The following is a 16,344-nucleotide window of genomic DNA, read 5'->3' as shown; positions in this document are numbered from 1 at the left end:
TCCGGCGTCGGACCGGGACGCGGTCCGGCGTCAGAACTGGCCGTCCAGGCGGGCCACCGCGCCGTAGAGCCGCTGCAACTCGTCGTGCGCCCGGCTCGCGCTCCGCTGGAGGTCCCGGATCTGGTTGTTCTGCCGGGTGTTCGCGTCACCGACGGCGGACCGGTCGGCCTTGCGGCGGATCTTCTGGTTGAGGTCGCGGTTCATGTCCCGGAGTCGGCGGTCGGCCCGTCGGTCGACCTCGGTGACTCGGTCACTGACCTTGGTCACCCCCTCACGGAGCTCTGTGATGCCGCGGAACAACTTGTGAGGGCTCATGCCGGCTAGATCCAGCTTTGTCTTTTCTCGCTCCGCACGGACGTCGTACTCGTAGTTCCACAGCTTCAAGCCGCCGCTCAGCCCCGTGAACTCTCCCGAGACCGCGGTGGCGGAACCCGAGACGCCAGTCACGGACTGAGATGTTCCGGTTGCCTCGGCTTTCCATATCCCGGCTTCCAGCCTCTTCTTGAAGGTCTGGAACTCCGAGGTGAGGTCTGCAATGCTTGCTTTGATGCTGTGTGTTTCGGCATCGGACATTTGTGTCTCTTCTCGCGGAAGGTTGCTCATGAGTGAGGGAACCGGTCACGTCTTCTCCGGTCGCGGTGAGTCCGAGTTCGACATACCCAAGGAACTCGTCGGCCGCGTGCTGCTTGCCGAGTTATGGGGAGGAATGCTCCATCGGAAATTTGTTCTCAACGGAGAACGGCGACGAGAGGGCTTCGTCCGCAGTGTGTACATAGGCTGCTCGGCCGGCGGCAAGAGAAGATCCCACTTGCTTATACCCGCGGAGTACAGTCGACTCGAAATAGCCCGAGAAATGCGCAGCGTGGGGGCATGGAATGTGTCCCTGAGTGAATTGTCTGCGGTTCCGGAGATTAAGGGGGTCGAGACCGGTGAGGCGTCGAGAGTCTTTTCTTACGCGGGTGGCTCCAGGCAGGCAGATGTCGAATTCGCGAGCATGGGATGCGTCAAGATGCTCGACCTCGAGGGTCGCGAGAAAGGGGTTCTCGTCTCTCACGACAGCAAGTTCAGTGGGACGATTTCCCTTCCGGAAAAGCCGGGACTGATCGTGGTGAGTGGCTCCCAGTGGGAGAGCGGCTGGGGGCTCATGGGTCGCTGGCGCATCAAGCAGCACCCTGGGTGAAGAAGCTGGTGATCACTTCCAGTCAGAAGGTGAGCATCGAAGGGCGTTCGGTAAAGTAGTGGTGCCGATTTGTCGCCCATTCGTGCCCCTTTCCTGAATTGTGGGGCAGTGGAATGTCTGAGGAGTCTGTGGTCGAGTTTTCTGGACGCGGCGAGTCCGAATTTGAGATTCCTGATCATTTGGTCGGCAGGGTGCTCCTTGCTGAAACGTGGGGAGGGTTACTCGGTAAAGGTTTCTCCGTCAACGGTGTAGGGGGTTCTCGTAACTCGTGGAAGCGGGAGAAGATAGGGGATTCCGCGTGGGGCAGAGAGAGAACCAGCATGCTCATTCCGGCGAATTATTCACGTCTCACCATCAGTGGTGGCGTGCGCAGCGTCGGAGCGTGGAATGTCGTGTTGCGGGATGTGTCCGAGGCCGACGAGTTGGGAGACGCCCGGTCGGCGACGGCGTCGCGCATCTTCTCGTACCCGGGAGGGAAATGGCAGGCTGACGTCAAGTTCGGCTGCAGAGGGTGTATCGCCCTGTACTCAGTTGACGGCAGTAGAGGGCAGAATTTGATTTCCCATGGAGACAAGTTCAGCGGGACGATCGATCTGCCGAAGAAACCGGGGCTTCTCGTCGTCAGTGCGACGAGCAACAGCCTGGGCTGGGGCAGCATGTGCCGCTGGCGCATCAAGCTTCGCCCGCGCTAGGCCTTTCCGGAGGCCGCCGCGATGTCCTGCGCGCTGTCACAGGGCGAAGAACGCTGCCACATCGCTCTCTGTGGTGACGTGCGGGGTCCCGGTTTCCTGCCGATGTTCGTCGCCCGGTCGCCGTAGGGGCGTCGGATACTCCAGCGGCTCGGTGTCCTCATCCCGGTTGACCATCGCGAACATCCAGTTGGACTCGGCCAGTTGGTCCACCGCGTGCGCCAGCAGGTAGTCCGTCACCGACCACTCCGCCGCCTCCCCGTGCAGCTCCCGGTGCAGGGCGCTGTCGCGGGGCAGGTGGCGGACAAGCACCGCGAGACGCCGTGAAGAGAGGCGGCCGCGATGCCAGTCCAGGAGGTCGATGCCGTAGTGGCGGAGGAGGTCCGACTCAAGGGCCTCGGCGTGTTCGTCCACGAGCTCGCCGAGGCTCAGTCTTCCCCCAGGCCGAGCCCCGTCTCCTTGCCGTAGGCGTCGAGGATCGCGGCGATGTCCTGCATCGTCGTCTCGTGCCGGGCGAAGCGGGCGAACTGGGCCTCTCCGAGGAGGAGTTCGAGCAGGCCGTCGACGTCGTTGTCGTCGAGGGCGCGGAGTTGGCGCGCGGTCGCGCGGGTCAGCTCCGTGGGGAGTTCGAAGGCGTCGCCGTCGAGCTCGAAGGACCAGGTCCGGCCGAGCGCTTCGAGGCGCTGGGCGCGGGCCGCGTTGACGTTGAAACCAGGCATGGAGGCTCCAAGGGGTGGGAGGGGGGAGTGGGGCGGCCGGACGGCCGCCCCACGGGCCTGAGGACTTACGCGTACGCCTTGTCCTTCATGATCCACTTGGCCAGCTCGCCGTTCGGCCCCTCGAGGGCCGTGAAGGTCACGCCGAGCTTCAGCGCTCCGGTCCGGGTGAGCCCCAGCTCCTCGGTCTCGGTGACCTGGCCGCGCGGGACGATGAAGCGGTACGTGATGTCCGCGCCGTCCTTGAACTCGATGCCGAGGGCCCGCTCGTCCTTCTGCGGGTTGCTGGGCAGCTGGAACTCGTAGGTGCCGTCGACCGGCTTGGGCGGGGAGTCGGCGGTCGTGGTCTGCTTGATCTCCGACGCCGGGATGCCCATGAAGAACGCGAGCGTCTGCTTGTTCATCTGGAGCAGCTGGAACTTCACGGTGAGGTCGCGGTCGGAGTAGATGAACCGGGCCGGCGTCGCCGACTGCCAGGTGTCGACGGGGTCGATCTTCTCCTTCTTGTTGAACTTGATGCCGTCGGTCGTGGTGAATCCCAGGTCCTGCCAGTGCGCCACCGGCCAGTCGTCGGTGGTCGTCCGGGGGGCCGGGACCGGGACGGGCTCACCGGCACCGGCGGGCGGGAGGGTGACCGGGGCGACCAGGATGCGGCCGGTTCCCGCGACGCGGATCTGGCCGCCGTTTCCGGAAGTGCTGGGCATGTGAACTCCTCGGGGTGATGGGTGGGTTGCGGGCATGACGAAGGCCCCGCCGGACGTCGACAGGGCCCATGGGTGAGCAAGGAGGTGCGGGGTCAGGCCAGGCGCAGCCTGAGCTGGACGGTGGCCAGATAGCGGTTGCCGCGCGGTCGGTTGAAGTCCGGCAGCCAGCGTGGTCCGTCGGACTCGGAGACGTCGGTGACGACCGCGGTGCCGTACGTCGTGCCGGACAGTTCCAGGACGCAGGCGCGGGCCGCGAGGGCCACCGCGTGCGCCGTCGTCTTGTCCGGGCCGTACACCTCCAGGTCGAGCAGCGGCTGGTCCAGGTGCTGGTCGTCGAGCCAGGCGCCGCCGACGCGGGAGACGAGGACGGCCTTCTCGGTGCCGTCGAAACCGGCGGGCGGACGGTTGTCGACCGTCGTACCGGCCAGCTCGGGGCGGTTCTTCAGGAAGTCGACGACCAGCCGTTCCGCGTCGGGGAAGGTCAGGACGCTCACATGGATGCTCCCTTCTCAAGGGTGCGGGGGCAGCAGAAAGCGGCAGGTCCGTCGCCCCGGGGTCGGGGCGCAGCTCTGCCGCTGCCTCAAGTGTGAAGGGTGCCGGTCACGTCCGCAACTCACGTACTGGGTAGTGGAGTTGGCGTAAACGCGCGAAGGCGGGGTCACCGGTCCGCACCGGTGACCCCGCCTCCAGCTGAAGAGCGACGAGCTACACGCCCCGCCCCCGAACCACCCGCTCCGCCGCGAACACATCCTCCAGGCGGTACAGATGCCGCCGCCCCTGCCGCCCCGCCGCCGCCAGATGCCCGAGCTGCACCCACTTCCGGATCGTCGCGGCCGCCACCTGCACCTCGGCCGCCGCCAACTCGCCCGTGACCAGGGCTCCTCCGTGTCCGCTCATCCGCCTGTCCCCTCCTCGCCCTCGAGTACGTGCCGGCACACGGGGTTCACGCACATCACGAGCGCCCGCTCTGGGAGGGCCCGCAGGGACACCGAGTCGCAGGCGGGGCAGCGGCCCGCGACGCGGACCAGTTGCTCGGGGTCGCCGAGGACGCGGGAGCAGCGGTGGACCATGCGGCGGGCCTCGTCGGTGACGTGCGCGGTGAGGTCCGCGTGTGCGGTGACGCGGTCGAGGAGCCCCGCGATGCGACGCAGGCGTACGGGTACGGGCGCGGGCGCCACCGGACGCAGGCCGAGCCGGTCCCGTACCGCCTCCTCCAACTCCACGACCCCGTCGGTGACATCACGGATCGCGTCCGAGACGCAGAGCCGCACGGGGGTGGAGGTGCCGCCGACGCGGGCGGCGCCGGGGCGTTCGCGCAGGGCGCTGCCGGGGCTCGGCGCGAGTTCGCCGAGGAGGTCGGGGAAGCGGCGGGCCAGTGCGCCGAGCCACACTGCCGGGCCGTCGCTGGCGGGCATGGGCGGAGGTGTGCGGCGGCTCACGCGGCAGTCACCTCGCGCCCGTTGCGCCATAACCGGCCGCCGCTGACCCCGTCGAACCAGGTGTGCGCGGGGTTCACCACGGCTTCGCACTCCTTACGGATGGGGCACTGGTTGCAGGCGCGCAATACCTCGGCCGCTTCGGAGGGGACGCGTGCGAATACGGAACGTTGCGGAAGTTGGGCGCAGGCGGCGGACCTGCGCCAGTCGAGCCGCTCGCCCGTGGGGGCGGAGTCGGGGGAGTCGTTCCAGGTCAGGGCGGGTGGCTGCGACGTTGTCCGAGCAGGCATGTGTAAGCCCTCCCAAGAGGTGGGAACAATCGTTCGAGTGTGGCGAACGAGCTCTCAGCGTTGCATGGTGCGTGTGCGCACGCAAGCGGATGCCGGTCGGAGTGGAGGGGTGCCGTGCCGTACCAACTGTCCTGTGCAGCAGGGCTGTTGACAGGATCTCCACGAATGCGTGCGAGCACGCACACACGAGGGTGCGTGCGCGCTCGGTACGCTGCCCTCGCTACGAGGGGAGAGCGATCACATGCGTTCGAGCGTGGGGGAGGGCGCGGGCCGCGGCCGCGGCGACGGACTTGACGAGTTCGCCGCGTGGGTCGAGGAGCTGATGCGCCGGCGCGGCTACGACATCGACAGTCCGCGGGGCGGCGGCAAGTCCAAACTTGCCGACGACGCGGGCGTGCACCGCGCGGGCGTCAGCCGCCTGTTGCAGCGGCAGAGCATGCCGGACCTGGAGACGATGCGTCGCCTGGCCGTCGTCCTCGACGTGCCGCTGCGCGACATGCTGATCCGGTCGGGGCGGCTCACGGAGGACGACCTTCCGCTGTCCGGAAACCGGCGGTACGACGGTGCGGCGGCTGAATCCCGGATGAGTCCCGAGGAGGCGGCCTGGAGAATGGAAGTTCCCGTGGAACAGCGGGAGTTGTTCGTGAGAGTGGTACGGCAGTTCCTGCCGGAGGGCGGCGGTACGTAGGACCGGACGGTCCGAGGGGGCACTGAGGAGGGGGAGATGGACAAGGCGGGGGACGGTCCGGCTGGGCCGGACGGCGCGGCGGAGCCCGGTCGGCGGCTCGTGGCCGAACTGTTGGCCGAGCTGAGCCGCAAGGTGGCCGACGTGGGTGCGGAGCACGTGCGCGTCGTCACCGACGAGGAGATCGAGTGCGAGCGCGCACGCTGGTTCCGCGAGGGCTGGCGGCACGCCGGGGCCGCGGGGTCCGCCCGCCACGAGGCGGGTGACCGCGTCGGGGGCGGCGGGCGCGAGTCCGCGCGGGGTGCGGGGCACCCCGATACGGAGGGGTTGTCGGGGCCGCCTGTCCGCGTGCCCGGGGTTCCGGGGGCGGCCAGGGCCCCGGGCGCGAGGGCTCGGGGTGTGCCGGGCGCCGACCCGGGTGACCCGGCCCGCCCCGCTCGCGTACCGCGCTTCCCGTACGCGGAAGACACCTGACGGCACCGGTCGGCGCCCGACCCGGCGCCGCCCCGTCCGGTTGCTGGACGCCGAAGGCCGGGCAGGCGCCGTTGCGGGCGCCCGCCCGGCCTGGGTGCCCCGGCGCCGACGCGGGCCGTGCCGTCGGCACCGCGCCGTCAGCGAGGGGCCGTCAGCGAGAAGCTCTCACCGAGACGCTGTCGGTGAGGGGCCATGAGTGAGGCGCCCTCAGCGGCGCCCTCGGCGAGGCGCCCCCGGCGGAGGCACCCCCAGCGAGGCACCTCAGCGACGCACCCTCAGCAGTTCCCCCGCACAGGCTTCCCCGCGAACCGTTCCGCCAGCCACTGCGCCGCCAGCGGCGACTGGGTGATGACGCCGGTGACGTGTTCGCCGAGCGGGACGGTGTGCCACTCCACGTTCGCCTTCCGTGCGCACCAGTCCTTGCGGACCTGGGCGCCGACGCCGTACGGGATCAGCTCGTCGGCGAGGGCGTGGTAGAGGTACACCGGCGCGTCGGGGGCGCGCGTGCCGACCTGGGACTCGCGCAGGCGCTGCTGCCAGTCCGGCTGGTCGAGGGGGTTCTTGACCGTCATGTCCTTGATCCGTTTGAACGAGCCGAGGAGCGCACCGTCCGCCACGCAGGTGTTGCGCAGCGCGCCGATCAGCGCCTTGCCCGCCGGGTTCAGGTACGACTCCAGCTTCAGCTCGGGGAACGCCGCGTTCTGGCCGATCGCCGCCATGAAGATCAGCCCCGAGCCGTACGAGCCGTCGTTGAAGGCGGCCACCTTCTGCAGGTCCCCGGGCACGCCGCCGGTCGCCGTGCCCTTGACCTTGAGGTCGGGAGCGTACGAGCCGTGCAGTTCGGCCGCCCACGAGGAGGCCTGGCCGCCCTGCGAGTAGCCCATGATGCCGACCGGCGAGTCCTTCGACAGGCCCGCCTCGGGCAGCCGAATCGCGGCGCGCGCGGCGTCGAGGACCGCCTGGCCCTCCGCCCTGCCCACCGTGTACGTGTGGTCGCCGGGCGTCCCGAGGCCCTCGTAGTCGGTCACGGCGACCGCCCAGCCGCGCAGGGTGAGCTGCTGGATGAGGTTCGCCTCCATCGTGGTGCCGCGGGGGAACCCGGCGCTCGGCGCGCAGTGGTCGCCGACGCCGACCGTGCCGACGGCGTACGTGATGAGCGGGCGCGGGCCGGTGCGGCCGTCCTGCGGCACGATGACCGTGCCGGAGACGGTGTTCGGGGCGCCCTTGGCGGTGGTCGAGCGGTAGTGGATCTTCCAGGCCTTGGTGTTGGTGGGCTGGCCGGGGAGGGGGTGGAAGGCGCTCGGCTCGGAGCTGACGATGTCGCCGGGGGCGGCGGCGACGCGGGCTTCGGTGTCCTTGGCCGTGTCCTCCGCGTGCGCGGTGGTCGTGAGGGTCGCGGCCGAGAGGCCTGCCGCGGCCATCAGGGCGAGGGCTCTGAAACCGGTGCGGGTGCGTACGTGCATGCGGCTCTCCCAACGGATCGTGGGGGACGGGAAGTTCCAGCGAACGGGACGACGTGCAGGCGTCGACCGTAGTGACTCGTGAGTAAGGTCTGTGCTGACGCGAAAGCTCAGCTTCGTTGACCTGGTGTATCAGCCCCGGCCGGGCGGGGCGGTGAACCCGCGCCGCGCGCCCCCGGCGCGTCGGCGCCGACGGCCCCGGGCGCCTCCGCCCGGTACGCCCCCGGCGTCGTCCCCGTCCACCTGCGGAACGCCCGGTGGAACGCCGTGTCCTCGGAGAACCCGAGCCGCGCCGCGAGCCGCGCGATCGGCTCGCGCCCCTCCGCGAGCCCCGCGATCGCCGCGTCCCGCCGCACCGCGTCCTTCAGCCGCTGGTACGACGTCGACTCCTGCGCGAGCCGGCGGCGCAGCGTCGCCGGGCTGACCGCGAGCCGCGCCGCGATCTCGCCGAGCGACGGCAGCCGCGGCGAGTCCCGCAGCGCCACGGCCAGCGCCCGCCGCACCTGCTCGGCGACCGTCGTCCCGTACTCCCGCCGCGACAGCAGGTCGAACGGCGCCCGCCGCAACATCGCCGCCAGCGCGTCCTCGTCCCGCACCAGCGGCGCGGCCAGCCAGTGCGGGGCGAGCCCGGCGCCGGTGCGCTCCGCGCCGAACCGGACGGGGCAGCCGAACAGCTCCTCGTACTCGTCCTTGTGCGGGGGCGGCGGATGCCCGAAGTCGGCCCAGCGCAGCTCGATGCGGCGGCCGATCAGCCAGCTGCACAGCCGGTGCCAGATGATGACCAGGCACTCGGCGAGGAAGAAGTCCTGGTCGAGGTCGTTGCGTACGGTGAAGACGACACCGTCGGCCGTGCGGGTCAGGGCGAGGTCCGGGCCGCCGGGGAACAGCCCGTAGAACGTCACCCCGCGCTCCATCGCCGCCCCCAGATCACGGCAGCCGAGCGCGGCGTAACACATCATCGCGAACGTCCCCGGCCTGCTCGGCGACGACCCGAGCCCCAGGAACTCGTCGTCCGTCGCCCGGTACAACTCCCGGAACAGCCAGGCGAATTGCGTCGCCGTGATGCGCGCCCGGTCGTCCCCGAGCAGCAGCGGTGGAATCTGCGCGGCCTGCAACAGCGGCACGGTGTCGACACCCGCGCGCTCGGCCCCGCGCAGCACGGCCCGCACATGGTGCACGGTGATCGTCCGCCTGGCCATGGCGTCGACGGTAGCTGGCGGGGACGTGGTCAAGAAGGGGACGGGGGCGTGCGGCGGGGGAGCTCGGGGGGTTGGCTGAATCTCAGTGGACCTCAGTGGACCTCAGTGAACTCACTGGACTCAGTGGATCTCGTACTGCTCGTGCGGGACGGCGCGGTCCCAGACGGCTTCGAACGCGTCCACGCATTGGTCGACGATGCCCGGTTCGGAGCGCAACTCCATGTCGGGGTCGGCCCAGTTTCCGTCACCGGTGAAGTGGTTGAACAGCACGCGCGTCCCGTCGAAGATCCACAGGTCCGCGCCCGGCAGCATCAAGTCGACGGCACGCGGGCGGGGCAGCCATCTGACCTGTTCCCCGGCTGCGACATTGACGACAGCCCCGGTGTGCTCGTAGCGGATGTAGTCGGTGACCGGTTCGGACACGATCCGCGCACGGCGCACGACCACGCCACGGGCGACCGCTCCGGAGATCATGTCCACCCAGGGCGCCCAGTACGCCGAGCCGGGATCGACGTCCCGGCGGCCGGTTCGCAGCCAGGAGCGGAAGTCCTCGGCCTCGTCGCCGACGGCGTACTGGTCACGCATCTCCAGGTGCACCGCCGAGTGCTGCGCGGCCTCGAGGAGTTCGTCGAAACTGAGCGTGTTCTGCGGCATCGCAGGCCTCCCTCAACCGCCCTGACCTTTCGGTCCTTTCACACCTCACCACACCCCTCCGGAGCGTGCCGCCCGATGGGCGCGCAGGGAAGCGCTCTGAGTCGCCTTCCATGCCCGGCGCATGCGGTTGCCGTCGTCGCAGTAGTGCGCCGTCCGGCAGGAGGGGCACCCCCACAGGTGGCCGAGGTAGCCCCGGTAGAGCTTCGTCGCCCGCTCGTCGAGGTCGGCCGTCGTGGGGTTCACGGCTCCACCGTCCGCAGCGGGTCGGCCGTCATGAGCAGGGCGCCCAGGTGCCCGGGGTCGCACAGGTCGCCGGGCGCCGACGGCGGGACCACCCAGCGGGTCAGCGTAGTGAGGGGGCGGCCGAGGCGGGGCACACCGAGGAGCGTGTTCGTGCCGAGCCGCTCCTCGGTCCCGTGCCACGGGGCGTCCGTGGCGATGAGGACGTAGTACGGGCCGTGGGTGCTGCGGACGTCGCGGATGACGGGGCCGTCGAGCCAGTCGCTCAGGAACGCCGCGACCGCCTGCGGCTCGCCGCTACCCACGGCCGCGTGCACGCGCTCGGCGGCCACGCGGATCGCGTCGAAGCGACGGCCGAGGGGGATCAGGGCGAGGCCTTGCTGCGCCCAGGCGAGGTGGACGAGGTCGGGGCGGGGGTCGGCTCCGGCGAGCCATGCGGCGATGGGCTGCCGGTTGCCTTGGGGTGGGGTCATCCGAATGCCTCCCCGGAAAGCAGCGGGCTGCCGCCGACGCGAGGGGTCGGCTTTCTCCCTTCCTCACGGTCGGGCGAGATGCGTTCTACGGCGTTCATGGCGTCACCAATCCCACTACTCTGAGTTGCCGGTCATCACTCCTTGACCGTAGGCAGCGGAGATCGTCGCCAGAAGTGACCGTAGGTACGGGTAAGTGCCCGCTGGACACGGGCGAGGGGGCGCCATGAAGCACCACGCGCGGTCAACCCTGACCGGTGGTCGGGGAACGCCCGAACGCACCCGTGCGGGCATCGTGTCGGGGTACGTCTTTCGCGTGATCCGCGAGCAGTTGGGGCACACGCAGGACGGCTTCGCCGAAGCCTTCGGGGTTTCCCCCGACACCATCGCGGGCTGGGAGTCGGGGCGCCGCCCGCTCACATCGGTGCCGGTCGGACAGATGCTCGTCCACCGGCACCGGCTGATGCACATGGGCACAGCCGCGAAGCTTCTGAGCGCCCTCGACCGGGCCATGGAGGCCGACGTCCTGCTGTCCAGCGCCCTCGACGACGAAGCGGCCGCCGACAGCAGTCCGCTGGGCGCCTGGGTCATGCAGCGCGACCTCATCGAGGTCCTGACGTGGCCGCTCAACGGCGTAGCGCCCGCACCCGTACGCAACCTCCCCGCGCCGCCGCGCCCCCGCCGAGGCCCCGTGCCGACGGCGCCGGAGCTCGCTCCCGAGGATCGCACTCGGTTCTTCACCCGCATGCGGCAGACGGCCGAACAGGCCCGGGGCGGCAGGGACTTCCTGCTCCGACGGCAGGCCTTGTACCTCGCTGGATTCGACCGGGCCACCGACACCTCCGAGTGGCTGGCCCACCAGCAGCGACTCGAACGACCGGGCGACTGGCTGAGCCGCTGGCTCAACTCCCGTTCTGTCGCCGCCTTCGAGGCCCGCCAGGGCGACCGGGACCGGATGGTGCATTTCATCACCCGTACCCTCGGCGACGACGACATGGCCGAGGCGGCGAACCTGAACTACTGGGCGTACTGGATCGGGGAGTCGACTCACATCCAGTTGTCGGACGACTTCATCGCCTCGCCCACGCCCGGCCCCTGGCAGGGCGACCGCCTTCTGGATCACCTGGTCCGCGGGCTCACTCCCCGACACGGGTTCTTCGACCTCAACGTCCACACGCTGTGGACACTCGTGGCCGTCCGTCCGAAGTTGCTGCGCACGCCATCGGCCACGAGTGCCGCCCTGCGCGAGCGACTCCCTGTGATGTTGGATGACTTGCAGCTCGCGCCGCAGGCTCGGCGTGAGCTGGAGGGCATTCGGTACGCAATCCGCCTCGCCGAGGCGTGAAAGGGGACACCGTGGCTGACCAGGACCTGAAAGAGGTCGCCCACTTCCTGTGGGAGGCGGGCACGCTGAAGTCCGCGCGCCGAACGGGCTGGTGGATGGCAGGCGTTCGGGACCCCGAGAGCGTGGCCGAGCACGCGTGGCGCACGTCCGTCATCGCCTCCGTCATCGCGACGCTGGAGGGCGCCGACGCGGCACGCGCGGCTCACATGGCGGTGTGGCACGACTCTCAGGAGACGCGCACGGGCGATGTGAACCACCTGGGCAAGAAGTACGCGGCCCCAGGAGACGCCGAGGCGGTGACCGCCGACCAGACGGCCGGGATGCCCGAGGTTCTGCGTACCGCTGTGCGCGCTCTGGTCGCCGAGTACGAGGCGAAGGAGACGCCCGAGGCCATCTGCGCGCGGGACGCCGACAAGCTGGAGTGCATGCTCCAGGGCCTGGAGTACAGGGGCCAGGGATACGCCGGCGCACAGCGGTGGATCGACAACAGCCGCGCCCGCATCGTCACGGAGTCCGGGCAACGGCTGGCTGACGAACTGCTGGCCCAGACGCCTCTCGACTGGCTCCGCGCGGCCATGGGCGAGAAGGGCTGACCCTGGGAGTACCCACACCCCTGAGCACCCCGGCCAACCCCGCTGACGTTTCGCGTCATCCCGCCCGCCCCCCCGTCCTCCCTAGCGTCGAGCCATGACTCCCCCTTCCGCGCCGCCGCAGGCCGAACGTCCCCGGACCCTGTCCGTCCTCGCGGAGTGGGCGGCCGACCGCCACGGCGGGCTGCCCGCGCTGCGGTTCAAGCGGGACGGCGACTGGCAGGAGGTCTCGTACGAGGGGCTGCGCGCCGCCGTACGTGATGTGGGCCTCGCCCTCCTCCGCCTCGGCGTCGCCCCCGGCGACCGCGTCGCCATCCTCGGCGAGACCCGCGCGGAGTGGACGTACGCCCACTTCGGCGCCTTCGCGGCGGGCGCCGTCGTCGTGCCCGTGTATCCGACGGCGGGCGACGACGAAGTGGCCTGGGTGCTCGGTGACTCCGGGGCCTCTGTGGTGCTCTGCGAGGACGCGGCGCAGGCCGCCAAGGTGGAGCGGCTGCGGGGGAAGCTGCCGGGGGTGCGGCGGGTGGTGGTGATGACGGGGGCGGAGGCGTATGCGGGGGCCGGAGTGACCGGCGGCGGCGGGCCCGGGGCGGCCGTCGGGTCCGGGGCGACCGTGGGGTCCGGGGCGGCCGTGGGCGCCGGGGCGACCGCCGACGCCGAGTCCGGGGCCGCCCTCCTGGAGCGGGCCGAAGCCCGCACCCCCGGCGACCCCGCCACCATCATCTACACCTCCGGCACCACCGGACCCCCCAAGGGCTGCGTCCTCACCCACGGCAACATCGGCGCCGTGCAGGACGCCTCCCTGCCGCTCATCGAGGGCGGCCCGGGCGACGCCACGTACCTCTACCTCCCCCTCGCCCATCTCCTCGCGCAGCTCATCGAGTTCACCACCCTCATCGAGGGCGGCACGCTCGTGTACTTCGGCGGCCGCGTCGAGGACGTCGTCGCCGAGCTCGCCGAGGCGCGGCCGACCCATCTGCCGTCCGTACCGCGCCTGTTCGAGAAGATCCACTCGGTGGTGCTGTCGCTCGCCGAGTCGCAGGAGGGCGGGCGCGAGCGCTTCGAGGAGGCGGTGCGGATCGGCGTACTCGCGGCCGAAGGGGCCCTGCCCGACGAACTGCGCGACGCGCACGAGGCCGCCGACAAGACCCTGTACGGGCCGGTCAGGCAGGCCCTCGGCGGGCGCGTGCGGTGGGCGCTGACCGGCGGCGCGCCGATCGCCCCGCACGTCCTGGACTTCCTGCGGGCCTGCGGCATCCGGGTCTTCGAGGGGTACGGGATGACCGAGTCCGGCGGCGTCATCAGCCTCAACCACCCGGCCGCCGTGCGGTACGGCACCGTGGGGCGGCCCATCGCGGGCTGCGAGGTGCGCATCGCGGACGACGGCGAAGTGCTCGCCCGCGGCGCCAACGTCTTCCCCGGCTACCACGCCGACGAGCCCGCCACCCGCGCCGCCCTCGACGACGACGGCTGGCTGCACACCGGCGATCTGGGCGCCCTCGACGAGGACGGCTATCTGCGCATCACCGGCCGCAAGAAGGACCTCATCATCACCTCGGCGGGCAAGAACCTCACCCCGTCCCTCACCGAACTCGCCATCCAGGCATCCCGGTTCGTCTCCCGCGCGGTGATGGTGGGCGACCGGCGGCCCCACCCTGTCGCCCTGATCACCCTCGACGCCGAGGAGGTCACGGGCTGGGCGTCCCGGTCGGGCCTGACCCTCACCGAGCCGGTGTCGGCCGACCCGCGGGTCCGCGCCCTCGTCCAGGAGGCGGTCGACGCGGCCAACGCCCGGGTGTCGCGCCCGGCGAGGATCCGCGCCTTCGCCGTCCTGGAGGAGGACTTCTCCGTGACGGACGGGCTCCTGACACCGAGCCTGAAGGTGCGGCGGCGGGCGGTGGTGGAGCGGTACGGGGCGGTGGTGGAGAGGTTGTACGAGGAGGGTCGGAACGCCTAGGGCCGGTCCGGGGGCGTGTCCGACGGCCGGTCCGACGGTCGGTTCGACGGCGTGCTCGGTGGCGTGTTCGGCGGGGGCCCGTCGGGCGCGCCCCGGCCGCGCCGCAGGGCCGGGTTCAGCCGGATCTCGATGTTGTCCGACGTCGTCTCCGGGACGGGCTCGGCGGTCACGCGTACCCCCATCGCTCGGCCGGTGTCGGTCTCGACGAACTCCAGGGGCGGGCGGCCGTCCTGCAGATGCTTGTCGCCCCACTGCATCAGCGACAGGAACACCGGCAGCAGGTCCTCGCCGGCCTCGGTCAGGCGGTACTCGTCGCGGGCCCGCCTGCCCGGCTCCCGATAGGGGACGCGCGCGACGACCTGCGCGGACTCCAGCTGCTTGAGCGCCCGCGACACCGCCGGGGCGGAGGTCCCGATCCGCGCCACGAAGTCCTCGAACCTGGTGGTGCCGTAGAAGCACTCGCGGACCGCCAGGAACACCGTCCGGGTGCTCAGCAGGCCGAGCACCCGCTCCGCCGAACACCCGTCGCCGATCGACCAGGCGTCCCGGTCGCGCAGCCGCTCCTCGAACTCCATCGCCATGCGCCCCATTGTAACTAACGCTTGCGTTATCCAGGGGTGCGTGCTTGCATCTCACTAACGACATCGTTAGTCAGGTGGAGGATGCTGTGGTTGCAGTAGCGGGCAAGGTGGCTGTGGTCACCGGCGGCCGACGTGGGCTCGGGGCGGCACTGGTGGACGAACTGCTGGCGCGCGGGGCGCGAAAGGTGTACTCCACCGCGCGCTCGGCGTACGTCGACGACCGCCCGGAGGTGGTGACCGCCGAACTGGAGGTCCGCTCCGCGGAGTCGGTCGCCGCCCTCGCGGAAGTCGCCGCCGACGCCGAGATCGTGTTCAACAACGCCGGGGTCCTGCTGCCGGCCGCGCTGCTGACGGGCGACATCGAGAACGCCACGAGGACCTTCGACGTCAACGTCTTCGGGCCGCTGCGGGTGGCGCGGGCGTTCGCGCCGATCCTCGCCGTCAACGGCGGGGGCGCGCTCGTCAACATGCACTCGGTGCTGTCCTGGCTGGCCGGAAGCGGCGCCTACGGAGCGTCCAAGGCCGCGGCGTGGTCGGTCACGAACTCGCTCCGGGTCGAACTGGCGGCCCAGCACACCCAGGTCGTGGGCGTGCACGCCGGATTCATCGACACCGAGATGGTCTCCGCCGTCGAACGGCCGAAGGCCTCGCCCGCCGAGATCGCCGCGCGGATCGTCGACGGCCTGGAGGCGGGGCGCGCGGAGGTGCTCGCCGACGACGTCACCGTCACGGTCAAAGCGGCGCTCTCCGGTCCTGTGGAGCACCTGACCTTCTCGGCCGCCTGACGTCCTGACGTCCTGCCGTTCTGGCGTCTTGCCGTCTTGCCGTCCCGTTCCCGTACGCGAGGAGTGCCGAACCGCCATGCCCCTGTGGACCATTCACCACACCCCCGGAACCTTCACCGACGACGAGAAGCACCAGCTCGCCGCCCGCGTCGCCGACCACTACGAAGCGGTCGGACTGCCCCGGTTCTACGTCGTCACGCTGTTCCACGAGACCCGGCCCGAGGACTTCTACGTCGGCGGGGAGCCCGCCCCGGCCGGGGTCCGCGTCACCATCGACCACATCGCCCGGCGCAACCCCGACCAGGAGGCCCGCCGCCGTACCGCCCAGTGGATCAGGGGCATGCTCCAGCCGCACCTCGAACGGCACCCGGGACTGCACTGGGAGTTCCACGCCGACGAGACCAGCGAGGACCTCTGGATGATCAACGGAATCGTGCCGCCCCCGGGGGGCTCCGACGCAGAGAAGAAGTGGGCGGAGCTGAATTCGGCGTCCGCGTACTGATCGGGTGGGGGGCTGCTGTCGCACGTCGTCCCTGGCGGGGTCCTAGGACAGCCCCACCAGCCGCAGCAAGGCCGTCGCCCCCGCCGCACCCATCACGACCAGCGCGAACGGCGCGCGCCGCCACGCAAGTACGCCCCCGACCAGCACCCCCAGCGGACGCGCCCAGCCCGCGAAGTCCTGCCCCTCGGTGAGCGCACCGGTGGCGAGCAGCGCGACGAGCAGCACGGTCGCGCCCACGGTCAGCAACTCCTGTACGCGGGCGGGAAGTTCGACGCGGCCGTGCAGGAGGGGTCCGGCCAGGCGGAAGGCGTAGGTTCCGGCGGCGAGGGCGAGGACGCAGGCGAGGTAGGCGTTCATGAGGGGGTTCCCGGGGAGGCGGGGGCGGGC

General features: G+C 70.9%; 24 protein-coding genes. 9 read left to right on the top strand and 15 right to left on the bottom strand.

The window, feature by feature from the left end; all coding sequences use genetic code 11:
• Positions 1-30: 30 nt before the first annotated feature.
• A complete protein-coding gene (locus tag ACZ6BG_RS13730; protein ID WP_469000011.1) occupies positions 31-573 on the bottom strand; it encodes a hypothetical protein in 543 nt (180 codons plus the stop codon).
• Positions 574-601: 28 nt separating this feature from the next.
• Between ACZ6BG_RS13730 and ACZ6BG_RS13725 the strand changes: the two genes are divergently transcribed.
• Both ACZ6BG_RS13725 and ACZ6BG_RS13720 read left to right on the top strand, forming a co-directional pair.
• Entirely contained in the window at positions 602-1,180 is a 579-nt protein-coding gene (locus tag ACZ6BG_RS13725; protein ID WP_469000010.1) for a hypothetical protein, read from the top strand.
• A 113-nt stretch (positions 1,181-1,293) separates the two neighbouring features.
• Positions 1,294-1,872 (top strand): hypothetical protein, encoded by a 579-nt coding sequence (locus ACZ6BG_RS13720; protein WP_469000009.1) that lies wholly within the window; start codon positions 1,294-1,296, stop codon positions 1,870-1,872.
• Positions 1,873-1,908: 36 nt separating this feature from the next.
• On the opposite strand, the gene ACZ6BG_RS13715 is transcribed toward ACZ6BG_RS13720, so the two are convergent.
• From ACZ6BG_RS13715 to ACZ6BG_RS13685, 7 genes are all read right to left on the bottom strand, one after another.
• Positions 1,909-2,232, bottom strand: coding sequence for a hypothetical protein (locus tag ACZ6BG_RS13715; protein ID WP_469000298.1), 324 nt, complete (start codon positions 2,230-2,232; stop codon positions 1,909-1,911).
• 65 nt (positions 2,233-2,297) lie between these two features.
• Positions 2,298-2,588: a hypothetical protein gene (locus tag ACZ6BG_RS13710; protein ID WP_468480326.1), complete on the bottom strand. Its 291-nt coding sequence runs from the start codon at positions 2,586-2,588 to the stop codon at positions 2,298-2,300.
• Positions 2,589-2,653: 65 nt separating this feature from the next.
• Positions 2,654-3,289, bottom strand: a complete 636-nt coding sequence (locus ACZ6BG_RS13705; protein WP_469000008.1) for a phage tail tube protein — start codon at positions 3,287-3,289, stop codon at positions 2,654-2,656.
• A gap of 92 nt (positions 3,290-3,381) precedes the next feature.
• On the bottom strand, positions 3,382-3,783 hold the full coding sequence (locus ACZ6BG_RS13700) for a hypothetical protein (RefSeq protein ID WP_469000007.1): 402 nt from the start codon (positions 3,781-3,783) through the stop codon (positions 3,382-3,384).
• A 211-nt stretch (positions 3,784-3,994) separates the two neighbouring features.
• Positions 3,995-4,186: a hypothetical protein gene (locus tag ACZ6BG_RS13695; protein ID WP_468450424.1), complete on the bottom strand. Its 192-nt coding sequence runs from the start codon at positions 4,184-4,186 to the stop codon at positions 3,995-3,997.
• Positions 4,183-4,704, bottom strand: coding sequence for a hypothetical protein (locus tag ACZ6BG_RS13690; RefSeq protein ID WP_469000005.1), 522 nt, complete (start codon positions 4,702-4,704; stop codon positions 4,183-4,185). Before ACZ6BG_RS13690 ends, ACZ6BG_RS13695 begins: the two co-directional genes overlap by 4 nt.
• A gap of 20 nt (positions 4,705-4,724) precedes the next feature.
• Complete coding sequence (locus ACZ6BG_RS13685; RefSeq protein WP_469000004.1) at positions 4,725-5,015, bottom strand: WhiB family transcriptional regulator; 291 nt, start codon at positions 5,013-5,015, stop codon at positions 4,725-4,727.
• Positions 5,016-5,256: 241 nt separating this feature from the next.
• On the opposite strand from ACZ6BG_RS13685, the gene ACZ6BG_RS13680 reads away from it, so the two are divergent.
• Positions 5,257-5,703 carry a helix-turn-helix domain-containing protein gene (locus ACZ6BG_RS13680; protein WP_469000003.1) on the top strand — a complete coding sequence of 149 codons (447 nt, stop codon included), beginning with the start codon at positions 5,257-5,259 and terminating at the stop codon, positions 5,701-5,703.
• A gap of 36 nt (positions 5,704-5,739) precedes the next feature.
• Complete coding sequence (locus ACZ6BG_RS13675) at positions 5,740-6,174, top strand: hypothetical protein (protein WP_469000002.1); 435 nt, start codon at positions 5,740-5,742, stop codon at positions 6,172-6,174.
• A 275-nt stretch (positions 6,175-6,449) separates the two neighbouring features.
• Here the strand turns inward: ACZ6BG_RS13675 and ACZ6BG_RS13670 are convergent, their stop codons facing one another.
• The 5 genes from ACZ6BG_RS13670 to ACZ6BG_RS13650 all read right to left on the bottom strand — a co-directional run bounded on the left by ACZ6BG_RS13670 (position 6,450) and on the right by ACZ6BG_RS13650 (position 10,200).
• Entirely contained in the window at positions 6,450-7,637 is a 1,188-nt protein-coding gene (locus ACZ6BG_RS13670) for a lipase family protein (RefSeq protein ID WP_469000001.1), read from the bottom strand.
• Positions 7,638-7,744: 107 nt separating this feature from the next.
• The gene (locus tag ACZ6BG_RS13665) at positions 7,745-8,833 is read right to left on the bottom strand and encodes an AraC family transcriptional regulator (RefSeq protein WP_469000000.1); all 1,089 of its coding nucleotides are present in this window, start codon (positions 8,831-8,833) and stop codon (positions 7,745-7,747) included.
• 120 nt (positions 8,834-8,953) lie between these two features.
• Positions 8,954-9,487, bottom strand: coding sequence for a DUF6879 family protein (locus tag ACZ6BG_RS13660; RefSeq protein ID WP_468999998.1), 534 nt, complete (start codon positions 9,485-9,487; stop codon positions 8,954-8,956).
• Between the two features lie 45 nt (positions 9,488-9,532).
• Positions 9,533-9,730, bottom strand: coding sequence for a hypothetical protein (locus ACZ6BG_RS13655; RefSeq protein ID WP_468999997.1), 198 nt, complete (start codon positions 9,728-9,730; stop codon positions 9,533-9,535).
• On the bottom strand, positions 9,727-10,200 hold the full coding sequence (locus ACZ6BG_RS13650) for a hypothetical protein (protein ID WP_468999996.1): 474 nt from the start codon (positions 10,198-10,200) through the stop codon (positions 9,727-9,729). Before ACZ6BG_RS13650 ends, ACZ6BG_RS13655 begins: the two co-directional genes overlap by 4 nt.
• Before the next feature lie 223 nt (positions 10,201-10,423).
• Here ACZ6BG_RS13650 and ACZ6BG_RS13645 point away from each other — a divergent pair, with 223 nt between their 5' ends.
• The 3 genes from ACZ6BG_RS13645 to ACZ6BG_RS13635 all read left to right on the top strand — a co-directional run bounded on the left by ACZ6BG_RS13645 (position 10,424) and on the right by ACZ6BG_RS13635 (position 14,089).
• Complete coding sequence (locus tag ACZ6BG_RS13645; protein WP_468999995.1) at positions 10,424-11,542, top strand: helix-turn-helix domain-containing protein; 1,119 nt, start codon at positions 10,424-10,426, stop codon at positions 11,540-11,542.
• An 11-nt stretch (positions 11,543-11,553) separates the two neighbouring features.
• A complete protein-coding gene (locus ACZ6BG_RS13640) occupies positions 11,554-12,135 on the top strand; it encodes an HD domain-containing protein (RefSeq protein ID WP_468480334.1) in 582 nt (193 codons plus the stop codon).
• Positions 12,136-12,229: 94 nt separating this feature from the next.
• Complete coding sequence (locus ACZ6BG_RS13635) at positions 12,230-14,089, top strand: AMP-dependent synthetase/ligase (RefSeq protein WP_468999994.1); 1,860 nt, start codon at positions 12,230-12,232, stop codon at positions 14,087-14,089.
• Here ACZ6BG_RS13635 and ACZ6BG_RS13630 read toward each other — a convergent pair.
• A complete protein-coding gene (locus ACZ6BG_RS13630) occupies positions 14,086-14,670 on the bottom strand; it encodes a winged helix-turn-helix transcriptional regulator (RefSeq protein WP_468999993.1) in 585 nt (194 codons plus the stop codon). The genes ACZ6BG_RS13635 and ACZ6BG_RS13630 overlap by 4 nt on opposite strands.
• A gap of 86 nt (positions 14,671-14,756) precedes the next feature.
• On the opposite strand from ACZ6BG_RS13630, the gene ACZ6BG_RS13625 reads away from it, so the two are divergent.
• Together ACZ6BG_RS13625 and ACZ6BG_RS13620 are read left to right on the top strand one after the other, a co-directional pair.
• A complete protein-coding gene (locus ACZ6BG_RS13625) occupies positions 14,757-15,455 on the top strand; it encodes an SDR family oxidoreductase (RefSeq protein ID WP_468999992.1) in 699 nt (232 codons plus the stop codon).
• A 76-nt stretch (positions 15,456-15,531) separates the two neighbouring features.
• Complete coding sequence (locus ACZ6BG_RS13620) at positions 15,532-15,957, top strand: tautomerase family protein (RefSeq protein ID WP_468999991.1); 426 nt, start codon at positions 15,532-15,534, stop codon at positions 15,955-15,957.
• 42 nt (positions 15,958-15,999) lie between these two features.
• Here the strand turns inward: ACZ6BG_RS13620 and ACZ6BG_RS13615 are convergent, their stop codons facing one another.
• Positions 16,000-16,314 carry an AzlD domain-containing protein gene (locus tag ACZ6BG_RS13615; RefSeq protein WP_468999989.1) on the bottom strand — a complete coding sequence of 105 codons (315 nt, stop codon included), beginning with the start codon at positions 16,312-16,314 and terminating at the stop codon, positions 16,000-16,002.
• Between the last annotated feature and the right edge of the window lie 30 nt (positions 16,315-16,344).

This window comes from Streptomyces sp. NPDC041205, from assembly GCF_055591765.1.
This window is presented reverse-complemented; position numbering and strand designations above follow the sequence as displayed.